At 57.3% G+C, this 13,698-nt stretch carries 11 protein-coding genes; 3 read left to right on the top strand and 8 right to left on the bottom strand.

The window, feature by feature from the left end; genetic code table 11:
* Positions 1 to 150 precede the first annotated feature (150 nt).
* Both LC059_RS15745 and LC059_RS15740 read left to right on the top strand, forming a co-directional pair.
* Entirely contained in the window at positions 151 to 2,235 is a 2,085-nt protein-coding gene (locus LC059_RS15745; RefSeq protein ID WP_226704829.1) for a M13 family metallopeptidase, read from the top strand.
* Between the two features lie 163 nt (positions 2,236 to 2,398).
* Positions 2,399 to 4,285: an MFS transporter gene (locus tag LC059_RS15740; protein WP_226704828.1), complete on the top strand. Its 1,887-nt coding sequence runs from the start codon at positions 2,399 to 2,401 to the stop codon at positions 4,283 to 4,285.
* A 32-nt stretch (positions 4,286 to 4,317) separates the two neighbouring features.
* Here the strand turns inward: LC059_RS15740 and LC059_RS15735 are convergent, their stop codons facing one another.
* The 7 genes from LC059_RS15735 to prfC form a co-directional block, all read right to left on the bottom strand.
* Positions 4,318 to 5,205: an MBL fold metallo-hydrolase gene (locus LC059_RS15735; RefSeq protein WP_226704827.1), complete on the bottom strand. Its 888-nt coding sequence runs from the start codon at positions 5,203 to 5,205 to the stop codon at positions 4,318 to 4,320.
* Between the two features lie 43 nt (positions 5,206 to 5,248).
* Complete coding sequence (tpx, locus tag LC059_RS15730) at positions 5,249 to 5,743, bottom strand: thiol peroxidase (protein ID WP_226704826.1); 495 nt, start codon at positions 5,741 to 5,743, stop codon at positions 5,249 to 5,251.
* A 145-nt stretch (positions 5,744 to 5,888) separates the two neighbouring features.
* On the bottom strand, positions 5,889 to 7,295 hold the full coding sequence (locus LC059_RS15725) for a M20/M25/M40 family metallo-hydrolase (protein WP_226704825.1): 1,407 nt from the start codon (positions 7,293 to 7,295) through the stop codon (positions 5,889 to 5,891).
* 41 nt (positions 7,296 to 7,336) lie between these two features.
* Positions 7,337 to 7,684 carry a hypothetical protein gene (locus LC059_RS15720; protein ID WP_226704824.1) on the bottom strand — a complete coding sequence of 116 codons (348 nt, stop codon included), beginning with the start codon at positions 7,682 to 7,684 and terminating at the stop codon, positions 7,337 to 7,339.
* A 24-nt stretch (positions 7,685 to 7,708) separates the two neighbouring features.
* Positions 7,709 to 8,482, bottom strand: coding sequence for a TSUP family transporter (locus LC059_RS15715; protein WP_226704823.1), 774 nt, complete (start codon positions 8,480 to 8,482; stop codon positions 7,709 to 7,711).
* A 22-nt stretch (positions 8,483 to 8,504) separates the two neighbouring features.
* On the bottom strand, positions 8,505 to 9,119 hold the full coding sequence (locus LC059_RS15710) for a 1-acyl-sn-glycerol-3-phosphate acyltransferase (RefSeq protein ID WP_226704822.1): 615 nt from the start codon (positions 9,117 to 9,119) through the stop codon (positions 8,505 to 8,507).
* Positions 9,120 to 9,191: 72 nt separating this feature from the next.
* Positions 9,192 to 10,775 carry a peptide chain release factor 3 gene (prfC, locus tag LC059_RS15705; protein ID WP_226704821.1) on the bottom strand — a complete coding sequence of 528 codons (1,584 nt, stop codon included), beginning with the start codon at positions 10,773 to 10,775 and terminating at the stop codon, positions 9,192 to 9,194.
* Between the two features lie 109 nt (positions 10,776 to 10,884).
* Here prfC and LC059_RS15700 point away from each other — a divergent pair, with 109 nt between their 5' ends.
* Complete coding sequence (locus LC059_RS15700) at positions 10,885 to 12,657, top strand: aminopeptidase P family protein (protein ID WP_226704820.1); 1,773 nt, start codon at positions 10,885 to 10,887, stop codon at positions 12,655 to 12,657.
* An 11-nt stretch (positions 12,658 to 12,668) separates the two neighbouring features.
* On the opposite strand, the gene LC059_RS15695 is transcribed toward LC059_RS15700, so the two are convergent.
* Positions 12,669 to 13,667 (bottom strand): alpha/beta fold hydrolase, encoded by a 999-nt coding sequence (locus tag LC059_RS15695; protein WP_226704819.1) that lies wholly within the window; start codon positions 13,665 to 13,667, stop codon positions 12,669 to 12,671.
* Positions 13,668 to 13,698 lie beyond the last annotated feature (31 nt).

Raw genomic sequence — 13,698 nt, 5'->3', positions numbered from 1 at the left:
GTTTTTTATTGCCTGAATTCCATCGCTCCTGGCCTGCAACTGGCCGCATGGCCGCTTGCCCCATAAGCACACCAGTGCATACTAGGGGATTGATACCGCTTTCACCCGGTCAAGCGACCGGTCAACGATAACAAGCCCAAAAGGCCAACCATGAAAAAACTGCTTCTACCCCTGGCAATTGCCGGCGCCATTGCGGGCGCAACCCTTACCGGCTGTTCGCAATCCGATAACCCCAAGGCCGACTCTCCGGAGACCAGCGCTGCCGAGGCCTCTAGCACTCAGGTAGCTGCCCTGGGTTCCGGTATCGACCTCAGCGCCATGGATACCAGCATTCGCCCGCAGGATGATTTCTACTCCTACGTCAATGGCAACTGGATGAAGACCACCGAGATCCCTGCGGACAAATCCCGCTGGGGTGGCTTCAGCATCCTGCGTGACAAGGCCACCGAGGAAGTAAAAGCCCTGATCATGGAGGCTGGTAAGCACGCTAACAACGCGGGCGCCAAACAGATCGGCGACCTGTATAACAGTTTCATGAATGAAGAGCTCATCGAAAAGAAGGGCCTGAACGCAATCTCCGGTGAGCTGGCCAAGGTCGATGCCATCCAGTCCCAGAAAGACCTGACCGACTTCTTTGCCTATGCCGATACGGTTGGTTACACAACGCCCTTCGGCGCCGGGATCAATCAGGATCTGAAAGATGTGGAAAACTACATCACTTTCATCTGGCAGTCTGGCCTCGGACTTCCCGATCGCGACTACTACTTCGATGACTCCGAGAAAGGCCAGAAACTTCAGCAGGCCTACCGGGACTACCTGGTAGAAATGCAACAGCTTGCGGGCCTGGACAGCGCCGAAGAGCATGCCGAGTCCATCTACGGGCTCGAGAAGAGCCTCGCGGAGCACCACCGCACCCGTGTGGAAAACCGCGATCCGGAGAAGTTTTACAATAAAAAGTCCATCGACGAACTGAAGACGCTGGTGCCCGCAGTAGACTGGGACAGCTACCTGCAGAAAGCCCACCTGGAAAAGGCAGAGAATTTCCTCGTCGGGCAGCCCGAATACCTTGAGGCCGTCAATCAGATTATCGCCGACACTGAACTGGATACCTGGAAGCGCTACCTCAAAATCAAGGTGCTCTCCGCCGCTGCGCCCTATATGCACAGCGAAATCGCCCAGGCCAACTTTGATTTTTACGGCACCACCATCCGCGGCACCAAGGAAATGGAACCTCGCTGGAAGCGTGCGGTGCAGTTCGTCAACGGTTCCGTCGGCGAGCTGGTGGGCCAGCTGTATGTGGAAAAATATTTCCCGCCGGAAGCCAAGGCACGCATGGTGGAACTGGTCGATAACCTGAAAGCCGCCTACAAGGAATCCATCGAATCCCTGTCGTGGATGAGCGAGGACACCAAGAAGGAAGCCCTGGCCAAGCTGGCCAACTTCACCACCAAGATCGGCTACCCGGACAAGTGGCGCGACTACAGTGATTTACAGGTAAATGCCGACGATCTGGTCGGTAACGCCATCGCCGCTACCCTGTTTGAAACCCTGAACGAGCGCGACAAGCTGGGCAAGCCGCTGGACCGCGGCGAGTGGCATATGAGCCCGCAGACCGTGAACGCCTATTACAATCCGCCGATGAACGAGATTGTTTTCCCCGCAGCCATCCTGCAGCCGCCGTTCTTCAACATGAACGCGGATGATGCCGTGAACTACGGTGGTATCGGCGGCGTGATTGGTCACGAGATCGGCCACGGCTTCGATGACAAGGGCAGCAAGTTCGACGGCAAGGGCTACCTGAATAACTGGTGGACCGACTCCGACCGCACAAACTTTGAAGGTCTCACCGGCAAGCTGGTCGCCCAGTACAGCGGTTTTGAGCCCTTGGAAGGCGAGCACGTAAACGGCGAGCTGACCCTGGGTGAAAACATCGGCGACCTGTCCGGTCTGGGCATCGCGTACAAGGCCTACAAAATGTCTTTGAACGGCGAGGAAGCGCCGGTGATCGATGGGTTCAACGGCGACCAGCGTGTATTCCTTGGCTGGGCCCAGGTATGGCGCAGCAAGATGCGCGAAGAAGCCCTGAGCGAGCGCCTGAAAACCGACCCGCACTCCCCCGCGGAGTACCGGGTGCAGGGCGTACTGCCGAATATCGAGGCTTTCTACTCCGCGTTTGACGTAAAAGAAGGTGACGGCATGTACCTGCCGGAAGAAGAGCGCGTAGTGATCTGGTAAAAGGATCAAGGGATCTGGTAAGGATATCCAGTATCCCACGCCTCACAAAAGCCCCGCATACCGCGGGGCTTTTTTTTACTGCATTGTTATCGACATCTGAGGCTGTCATTCGATGGGTAAATATTAGTAAGATTGAACGGGATTCAGCCAAAGGAGTCTTCCCATGGCCGCAAAGAGCCAATTCGAGCTGTTGGGCAGCCGTCGCTTTCTGCCCTTCTTTTGCACTCAGTTTCTCGGCGCCTTTAACGACAATGTTTTCAAGAACGCATTGATCGTCATGATCGCGTTCCGGCTTGCCGCCAGTGAAGCCAACCTCCTGATCAACCTGGCCGCGGGCCTGTTTATCCTGCCGTTCTTCCTGTTCTCCGCGACTGCAGGGCAGGTGGCGGATAAAACCGATAAAAGTACCCTGATTCGACGGATAAAACTGGCGGAAATAGGTATTGGTAGCTTTGGTGTGGCGGCCTTGTTCAGCGGCAACAATTATCTTTGCCTGACTGTCCTGTTCCTGCTCGGCGTGCAATCCGCCTTCTTTGGCCCGGTTAAGTACGCAATCCTGCCCCAGCACCTTAGGAAAAACGAGCTGGTTGGGGGCAATGCCCTGGTGGAAATGGGCACGTTTGTTTCCATTCTGCTGGGTACCATTGTCGGCGGCCTCCTGGCCGGGCAAACCGGTGAAGGACAGTTCGGGCTATGGTGGATATCCGCAATCATCATGACCACCGCCGGTCTCGGCTATCTCGCTGCGCGCAATATCCCGCAGGCAGAAGCACCGGCGCCAGACCTGAAAATCAATTACAACCCGATCACCCAGACTGGGCGCATTCTGAAGGAGGCCGCGAAAACACCATCGGTGTTTTACGCGATTATTGGTATATCGTGGTTCTGGCTGCTGGGCGCAGCCTACCTGACCCAGATTCCCAGCCTCACCCGCAATGTCCTGGGCGGCAGCGAGTCACTGGTCACCCTGCTGCTGTGCTGCTTTACCATCGGCGTAGCGGTAGGGTCATTACTGTGTGGACGGCTCTCCGGCGGTAGAGTGGAGCTGGGGCTAGTGCCCATTGGCGCCGCGGGACTTACCATCGTGGGTATCCTGCTGGGGATGAGTACCGGCGCCTACCAACCACCCAGCGAATCCACGGTAGCGGCCTTCTGGGCAACCGATGGATCCCTCGGCATTCTCATCAACCTGACCCTGATCGGCATCTTTGGTGGGTTCTTTATCGTCCCCCTGTATTCAATGATGCAGGAACGATCGGAACCGACGATCCGTGCGCGAATTATTGCCGTCAATAACGTGCTCAATGCCCTGTTTATGGTGGTGGCCGCACTTCTCGGCATCGTATTTCTCAATGTCCTCAAGGCAACCATCCCGCAGTTCTTCCTGATCATCGCCCTGATGAATGCGGCAGTCGCCATTTTCGTATTTAACCGCGTACCCGAGTTTGCTATGCGCCTGCTGATCTGGCTGCTGTCACACACCATGTACCGGGTGAAGCATGAGGGACTGGAAAAAATCCCCGCTGAGGGCCCAGCAATTATCGCCTGCAACCATGTGAGCTATGTGGACGCTCTGTTGCTGGCCGGTGCAGTGCGCCGCCCTATCCGCTTTATCATGTACAAGCCCATCTACGAGATCCCGGTTTTACACTTTATTTTCAAAACCAGCCGAGCAATTCCCATTTGTTCGCGGCAACAGGATCCCGAGGGCTACGCCAAAGCATTTGAAGACATTGAGCAGGGCCTGAAAGACGGAGATCTGCTGTGTATTTTCCCGGAAGGCCAGCTGACCAAAGACGGCGAGCTGCAACCGTTCAAGGCGGGTATCGAAAAAATCCTGCAGCGCACGCCGGTACCCGTCATCCCCATGGCCCTGCGCGGCCTTTGGGGTAGTTTCTTCAGCCACAAAGATGGGCACGCGTTCAGCACACTACCGAAGAGGTTCTGGTCCAGAGTTGGCGTGGTTGCAGGAAAACCAATGGAGGCATCGGCGGTCAAACTGGAAGAGCTTCAGGAGCAGGTACTGGGGCTCAGAGGAGAACACCGATAACCGGTGGTGCGTACGTTCGCGAACAACGCGATTCAGGGCGCGGGGCGAATGTCCTCGCGCATATTGAAGTACGACTGGTCGATCAGGGTCTGGTATACGCCCTCGATATTCGAGGGCAGCCAGGCCTCGTACATTTTCAGGTCACTGAATTCCGGCAAGCGAATGTCTGCCTTTAATGTCGCCAGGTCTTTTCCTTCGAGCATGCCATCACGCACGGCCGCGTACAGGCTCTCCAGGTACTGCAGATAGCGCTCGACGTCTTTCCGCCCTCCCGCCTCTGCGTGACCACCGATAAACAGTTCGAAAGGGGCTTCGCCGAGAAGCTCACGTGTTGAGCGGATCATTCCGTGAATATCGTAGCCCGGCAGATTCTGGTAGGGCATGCGCCCGACCACCACCCAGTCCACCACGTGAATCACATTCGCCGGCATAAAACGCATGCTTACCGAACCGCGGCCATTATTGGGGCCGTAGTAGCGCAGCAGTACATAGTCGGCTCCGAGGTTGACCCGAAGCTCTTTTTCGAAAGTGACATCTGGCATGGCCGTGGGTGCCCGGGTCCATGCCAGGTCCTCTGCAGCGTACTGATGCGCAAGCACCGTCACACCGGCGTCTGCGAATACTTCCCCGCCCATGGTGTGATCCACATGGTTGTGGCTGTAGGCCATATACCGTACCGGCACATCGAACCGCTCACCCAATTCCCGCTTCAACCACTGTGCGGCAGCTTTCCCCAGTGGGTCGGTGATAAAAATACCGCTATCACCGACCATGAATACCGAGCGATAGTTTCCGGCGGTAAACCGATAAACATTATCTTTCATGCGCTCGATCTGATATTCCACAGATTCCGCGAATGCCCCGGGAACTGATAAACAGACGAGACAGAGTATCGCGGCAATGCGAAACCAGGATTTCATGAGGCTCCCGTGATTGATCAACGGCAGATCGGGACTCAGTGAATTAAAGGGCAGCAAGTGCCTTTTCGTAATCGGGCTCGTCGGTAATTTCCGCCACCTGCTCGGTATAAACAACTTTACCCGCCTCGTCGATCACCACTACCGCCCTCGACAGCAGTCCCGCAAGTGGGCCGGACTTGAAGGTAACGCCGTAATCACTGCCAAACTCGGAGCGAAATGCGGACCCAAGTTTGACGTTTTCGATTCCTTCGGCGCCACAGAAGCGGCTCATGGCAAAGGGCAGATCTGCTGAAATACAGACTACCGCAGTGTTATCCAGTGCAGTCGCTTTTTCATTGAAAGTGCGCACAGAAGTGGCACAGGTACCGGTATCCACAGACGGGAAAATATTCAGCACTACACGCGTGCCCGCGAGGCTGTCCAGAGTGAGATCAGAGAGGTCACCCTGTACCAGGGTAAAAGCCGGCGCCTGGTCGCCCACTGCGGGTAGCTCGCCCACGGTTTCCACCGGATTTCCCTTCATCGTGACGTTTGCCATTGTGCACTCCTTGTTGACTTGAGGTGAATGTAGTCGAAGCATGCACGACGGCAAAAAATAAAGTCAATGAATTTGCAGGTAAGACGAACAAGGCGCCAATTGGCGCACAAAAAACCCCGCGATTGCGGGGTTTCTGAAGTCGGTATCAGTGCTCGGTGGGCACCCGTCCAAAGTCGCCCTCCATTTCGGCGGCGAGAAAAGACATCACCACCCAGGCAGCCACATTCTGCTTCAGGTTTTCAGGCTTTACCTTGTCCAGAGTGTCGTTGGGCGTATGGTGATAGTCAAAGTAGTCAGTGCCATCCTGGTACAGCCCCATCGCCGGAACGCCCCGGGCAACAAAAACGCTGCTGTCGGGACCGCCATAGGACTTGTTGTTGCCGCGCTCGATACCCAGCGGTGCGAGCAGCTGCATCATTTGGTCCGCAATAGCGAACTTGCTTTCCGGTACACGAGTATCGAAGCGCCAGATCTTGCCGGCACCAAAATCGGACTCGGACACCATAATGATCTTATCCAGCTCATTCTGGTGAGCATCCACATACTGCTTGGCACCGACAAGGCCAATCTCCTCGGCGCCGAACAGTACCACGCGCAGGGTACGGCGGGGACGCTGGGGCAGTTCCGCGATCAGGCGCGCGGTTTCCATAACAATGGCAACGCCAGCGCCGTCGTCCAGTGCGCCAGTGCCCTCATCCCAGCTGTCCAGATGCGCGCCGATCAGTACCACTTCCTCCGGCTTCTCGCGCCCGACGACTTCGCCGATCACATTGAACGAAGGGCCATCTGCCAGTGCCTCATTGTGGACATTCAGCTTCACCTCCACCGGCTTGCCACGCTCCAGCATGGCTTCCAGCAAATTGGCATCGGGGGCTGACAGGGCGAGCGCGGGAATCGGGTTCTCCACGCCGTCAATGGACATCATCCCGGTATGCGCGAAGCGATCAGAATCGGTACCCACTGAGCGCAACATCATCGCCGCTGCGCCCTTTTCTGCCGCAGCCCGCATCCCCTTGCTGCGCCCCTGTACCGCAGGGCCATAGCCCTCACCGGTGCGGGCGCGATCCATGCGTTTGTTGATAAAGGCGATCTTGCCTTTCACCTTGCGTGCCGGCGCCTTCATCAGCGCTTCCACATCGGCAAATTCGACGATCTCCGCAGTGAGGCCACCTTCCGGCGTGGAGGCGCCGTAGCCGAGAGACGTTACCACCAGCGGCTGCGGGAAAGGTGCCGTCACCTCCGCGTGGGCATGGCCACGGGCCCAGCGCTTTACATCAATCTGTTCGGTATATACGCGATCAAACCCCAGCGCTTTCATCTTGTCCTGAGCCCAGGCAACCGCACGCTCGTCCCCCTTGGTGCCAGCGCGGCGCGGCCCGACTTCTACGGTCAGGGACTCAACGAGGCTATAGGCATCAGAGGACTCCAGCGCGCGATCCCGCAGTACCTCTGCGACTGACAGGTCTTCCTGTTTCAGGGGAACTGCGTGTGCTGTCATCGTCAGCAATGCGGCAGCGAGACCGCCGGTAAAGCTCATCAGGGGTTTCAACATGGTTTCTCCAATTACAGCTTCGAGAGTGTTTCAATCGTTAATTATTCGGAATCGCCCTGCGACGGCAGGGACAGCAGGCGCTCGCGCACCTCGCGCAACCGGTTCAGGCCGGTGTCAGTAAACAAATAAGGCAGTTTACCGGTGTACTCATCTTCTTCAATCTGCATGCATTCCAGCCGCAGTTCTTCCAGCGGCGGGTCGTGTCGCATGGGATAGCCGGTCAGCACACGCCATTCATTGTCGTCCGCCTGCCCGGCAATCACATCTTCAAGCCCTCGCTGGAACTGATCCCGCTCCATGCGAAAGCGCGGCGTGCGCATATGCATCAGTCCCCATACAACAAGTGCGAATACACAAAAGGCCAGACACACTGTTATGACGATGCTCATCGGAAATCCCTCCGTGCTTGTCGGCTAGCGGGTTCCCCCTCCCAGCAGCAAGTGTACCGCCATCGCAATGGTGACGAGGATAATGACCGGTTTGACCAGGACGACCCCGCGGGTAATTACCATATTTGAGCCCAGTCGCGCCCCGACAAACTGCGCCGCTGACATAGCCAGTGCAAGCCCCCACAGCAGGTGCCCACCGAGCATAAAGATCACCATAGCCGTGGCATTAGTTGCCAGTACAAGTGGTTTGGTATGGGCCGTGGCTCTGCGCATGTTGTACCCCAGCAGCGCGGCGAATGCGAGGGCGTAGAATGAACCCATGCCCGGGCCAAAGAAACCACCGTAAAAGCCAATCCCGCCGCCAACCAGCAGATTGAACCAGCCGTTACTCATACGCGGCCGCATGTCCACGTCGGAAATTCTCGGGGAGAACGCAAAATACAGGGCGAGTCCAATCAGCAATATGGGCAACAGGGTGCGCAGCTGCTCTCCACCAAGCTGTGTCACCGCCCACACCCCCAACGCTGAGCCAGCCATAGCGGCTAGTAGCCCAGACCAAATTGGCCGCAGGTCGAGATGTCCCTTCTGGAAAAAGTTTAACGCCGAAGAAAGGGTACCGAATACGCTCTGGAATTTGTTGGTACCCAGAGCGTCCAGCGGAGGAATGCCGACCCATAACAAGGCCGGGAGTGTCAGCATGCCACCAGCGCCGGCGATGGAGCTGATAAAGCCGGCAACGAAAGCCACCGCAGTCAACAGCAGATAGGCCTCTGGTGTGATTGCGGTGACGAGTTCCATTAGTGGGTTGGCTCCAGAAAGATCAGGCGACCTCCTCGAATTCCGTCTGGTTTTCCGGCCGGCAGCCCTGATATTTGGCAAAACGCCGCTGGATTTCTTGCATGTCGGTGTCCAGGTCGCCTGTCGGGCGATACAGGGAATCGACACAGATTCGCTTGTTGGGAAAATCCCAGGCAATCAGCAGGATCGGCACATCCGCAGCATAGGCAATTCGCAGGAAACCGGTCTTCCACTTGGCCACGCGCTTGCGCGTGCCCTCCGGCATGATCGCGACCCACATCTGATCATGCTGACGATAGGCGGAAGAAATCTGCTTTGCCAAACCGCCGGCCGCCTTGCGGTCGGTCGGCAGACCGCCAAGCGCAATAAATAGCCGCTTGAACGGAAAGATAAAGGCCTCTTTTTTCATCATGTAGGAGACCTTGATCCGCATCGCCATCAGAAACGGCATGGCCACGAAAAAGTCCCAGTTCGAGGTATGCGGGGCCATCGCCACCATCAGCTTTTTCTCTGCCGGGAATTCGCCGTCAAAGCGCCAACCCATCAGTTTTACGATGGCCTTGCCAATCGCGCCAACGATACGGCTCTTGAGGCGCGGAACCTCTGCCGGAATCTGTTTGGGGATCGAAATTGTCACAGTTACTGCCCTCTGCTCTTCATTACTGCTCTAGGCTTATTTATTACGTCGCCAGGGTGGAGCCGCACTCCATCAGTGCTCGCGGGTCGCGTAGAAACGAACATCTGGATAGCGCTCTTCCGCCAGCTGCAGATTCACTCGCGTCGGTGCCAGGTAGGTGAGGTGCCCCGAACCGTCCAGCGCGAGATTGATACTGGCCTTGCGCTTGAAGTTCTCCAGCTCCTTGGCGCTCTCGCTGTCGACCCAGCGCGCGGTGTTCACATTCACGTTTTCGTAAATGGCTTCCACCTTGTATTCATCTTTCAGGCGATAAGCGACGACCTCAAACTGCAGCACCCCCACCGCGCCGACGATAATGTCATTATTATCCAGCGGGAAAAATACTTGGGTAGATCCCTCTTCGGATAGCTGCTGTAACCCCTTCTGCAACTGTTTCAGTTTCAATGGGTCCTTCAGACGAATACGGCGGAAGAGTTCCGGAGCAAAGTTTGGAATACCGGTAAACTTCAGGCTCTCGCCCTCGGTAAAGGTGTCGCCAATCTGGATAGTGCCGTGATTGTGCAGGCCGATAATATCCCCCGCAATCGCCTCTTCCACATGGGTGCGGTCGCCTGCCATAAAGGTCACCGCATCGGCAATTTTTACATCTTTGCCGATACGCACATGTTTCATTTTCATGCCGCGAGTGTAAGTACCGGAGCAGACCCGCATAAAGGCAATGCGGTCGCGGTGTTTGGGATCCATGTTCGCCTGGATCTTGAAGACGAAGCCAGAGAACTTGTCCTCGCTGGGCTGCACTTCGCGCTCATCGGTTTCCCGCGACTGCGGGCCCGGCGCCCACTCCACAAAGCCGTCCAGCATTTCGCGCACGCCGAAATTGCCGAGTGCAGTACCGAAGAACACCGGTGTCAGCTTACCGGCGCGATAGGCTTCCAGGTCAAACTCATGGGTCGCTCCACGCACGAGGTCGATTTCCTCGCGAATCTCGTCGGCGTCCTCCCCCAGCAGCGCTGTCGCTTCTTCCGAATCCAGTCCCTTGATCTGCACATCTTCCGGAATGGTGTGCCCCTGGCCCTGCTTGAACACATGAATGGTGTCCGTATACAGGTTGTACACGCCCTTGAAGAGCTTGCCAGATCCCAGCGGCCAGTTGATCGGCGCCGCCTGGATATTCAGCACCTCCTCAATCTCGTCCATCACCTCGATGGGGTCGCGGATATCCCGGTCCAGTTTGTTGATGAATGACAGGATCGGGGTGGTGCGCAGGCGACACACATTCATCAGCTTGATGGTGCGGTCCTCGACGCCCTTGGCGCCGTCGATCACCATCAGCGCGGAATCCACTGCGGTCAGTACCCGGTAGGTGTCCTCGGAGAAATCCTCGTGCCCCGGAGTATCCAGCAGGTTCACCACCCGCTCCTTGTAGGGGAACTGCATCACGGATGAGGTCACGGAGATACCCCGCTCCTGCTCCATGGTCATCCAGTCAGAGCGGGCATGGGGGCCCTTCTTGCCCTTCACCGAGCCCGCCAGCTGGATGGCATTTCCGAACAACAACAGCTTCTCGGTCACCGTAGTCTTACCGGCGTCCGGGTGGGAGATGATGGCGAAGGTACGGCGGCCATTGATGCCCGCCAGGGATGGTGATTGGCCCATAAAGAACTTGTATACGGCTGGATAAAAAACAGGCGCGCATTATACACGTCGGCGCAGTACTCTGGGGGCTGTTAGACTGCAAAAAGCATACAAGTTATAGAGGTGGATAATGAGTCAGGAACGCTTGGAGTCACTGCAGATGGCACTGGAGCAACTGGAGATCCAGGGCTTTCTGGTACCCCGCTGTGACGAATACCAAAATGAGTACGTACCCGATTGCGACGAACGCCTCGCCTGGCTCACCGATTTTGACGGCTCCGCCGGCCTCGCCGCCCTTGCCCACAACCGCACCGCCCTGTTTGTCGATGGCCGCTACACCATCCAGGCCCAGCAACAAATCGGTGATCAGCCCATCGAACAGCGGAGCCTCGCGGCTGAGGACATTGCAAACTGGCTCTGCGGCGCACTGGGCGCCGGTGACACCGTTGGATACGACCCGCGTCTCCACACGGAACCCGGACTCGCACCACTCAGGAAACGCCTCGAGGAGCAGGGTGTCCAGCTTCGCCCGATAGAAAACAATCCTATCGACACCGTCTGGCAGAACCGCCCCGCTCCCCCAAGCGGTCCGGCACGCCCGCACCCACTGACCTTTACTGGCGAGGAGTCCGCAAGCAAGCGCCAGAGAATCGCCAGGCTGATCAATGATAAAAATCAGGACGCGCTCTGGCTGGCCACGCCGGAAGTCTGCGCCTGGCTATTCAATATCCGTGGCAGCGACATTCCCCACCTGCCGGTCGCGCTGTCCATGGGATTCCTCTACCGGGACGGCAGCGCCAGCCTGTATCTCGCAGAAGACGCAACCAGTGATGCACTGCGCCAGCACCTGGGACCGGAAGTTGAACTGTTACATGACAAAAGCAGCCTTTTCCTCACTGCCGAGCGCCAACATGTCCAGAGCGTGTGGGCGGATCCGCTACTCACCAATTGCTGGACACTGCACGAACTGCGCAACCGCGAAATAGAGGTCCACCTGCAGCGGGATCCAATTACTGCCGCTAAAGCGCGCAAGAACACCGTAGAGCTTGAAGGCAGCCGCGCCGCACATATACGTGATGGCGCCGCATTTTGCGAGTTTCTCGCTGAATTGCCTGATGCTGTAAAACAGGAAAACTTCGGTGAGCTGGAAGCGGTCAAGCTCCTGCGCAGCAAGCGAGAAAAGCGGGAAGGGTTTACCGACGACAGCTTCGACTCCATCTCCGGCTATCGCGGCAACGGCGCTATCGTGCACTATCGGGTGAGCCCAGAGTCCAGCTTACCTATGCAAGCGGAGGGAATTTATCTGATCGACTCCGGCGGTCAGTACCCGGACGGCACTACCGATGTCACCCGCACCGTCGCCCTTGGCAATGTTTCGCCAGAGGCGAAAGAACATTTTACGCGTGTGTTAAAAGGGCATATCGCTATTGCCACTTTGCGCTTCCCGGAAGGCACCTTTGGTGAACAGATCGACGCTTTCGCGCGCCAGTCATTGTGGCACGCGGGCCTCGACTACGCCCACGGCACCGGACACGGGGTGGGGAGCTTTTTGAGTGTGCATGAGGGGCCGCAGCGGATCGGCAAGGCAACAACCAATGTTCCGCTGGAGGCGGGCATGATCGTGTCCAACGAGCCAGGCTTTTACCGAGCCGGTGAATATGGCATTCGAATCGAGAACCTGATTTACGTAAAACCCTGCAAAGAGCACCCGGGTTTTCTGGAGTTCGAGGATCTGACTCTGGCGCCCATCGAGCGCCAGTTAATCGAACCGTCACTGCTCACTGAAAGCGAGGTGGACTGGCTCAATCAGTACCACCAAAAAGTGCAGCAAACTCTGGGACCGCTGGTGAATGAACACACCCGCGAGTGGTTGGAGATGGCCACTCAGCCTATCGCAAAATAGGTACTGGAGGCCTACTGAGTAGCAACAGGTAAAGATGGTGCCGGCGCTTCACGGCGCAGCGCCTTCAGGAACGGGAGCAGTGCCGCCAGCACTCGTTCGCTAACAGCCGGCTCGAGGGCGTGCCCCATCCCTACAATCGGGACGAAACGCGCCTGCGGGATCTTTTGCGCAGTATCTTTACCGTGGTCCACGGGCAACAGCGGATCCTGTTCTCCATGGATTACCAGTGTTGGCACCGCGATACCCGCCAGCAATTCGGATCGATCACCACTGGCGAGAATCGCCTGGAACTGACGCACCACACCAGGAGCATAACTACCGCGATTGAGCACCCGGCCGGCAAGCTGCGAGGCGTGGGCCTCGCTGAAAAACTCTGGGGAGCCAATAGCCCGGGCAATGGCTACTCGATTGCGCAACTCTTCCGCGCGGGACAGGCCGGTGTCGGCGCCAGAAGCCAGAGCGGAAATTGCCTCGGGTTCCGACTCAGGCAGTCCCGGCGCGCCGGAGCTGGACATGATGGATGTCAGGCTCAACACCCGGTCAGAATATTGCGCGGTAAGTATCTGCGAAATCATCCCGCCCATGGACGCACCGACAATATGCGCGCGTTCAATATCCAGTGCATCCAGCACCCCTACCGCGTCGCCGGCCATATCAGCCAGTGTGTAGGCGGGCTCCGGGGTAAAACCCACTTTGTTCCGCACCAGGGTCCACCATACCGGCGGCGCGGATAGGCGGTAGAATTTCTGCGACAGGCCCGTATCGCGGTTATCCAGTAAGACGACCCGGTAACCACTATCAATCAGGCCCTGTACCAGGGTATCGCCCCAGTGCAGCATCTGCGCGCCGAGGCCCATGATCAACAGCACCGGTTCGCCATCGCGCGGGCCCATATCCTGAAAGGCAATAGCGGTGTCATTTACCGTGGTAAAGTGGATCGGGTAACGGTCAAACGTGCTTTGCTCGTCAGCAAGGCTGTTCGCCTGTGCACAAAATAAAATCAACCACATTGCACACAGTGCTTTCCAGCAAAAAGCCTCC

It is taken from the genome of Microbulbifer elongatus, assembly GCF_020524885.1.
Taxonomy (GTDB): Bacteria; Pseudomonadota; Gammaproteobacteria; order Pseudomonadales; family Cellvibrionaceae; genus Microbulbifer; species Microbulbifer elongatus_A.
Note: the sequence above shows the minus strand (reverse complement) of the source record. Positions and strands in the feature narration are given on the sequence as shown.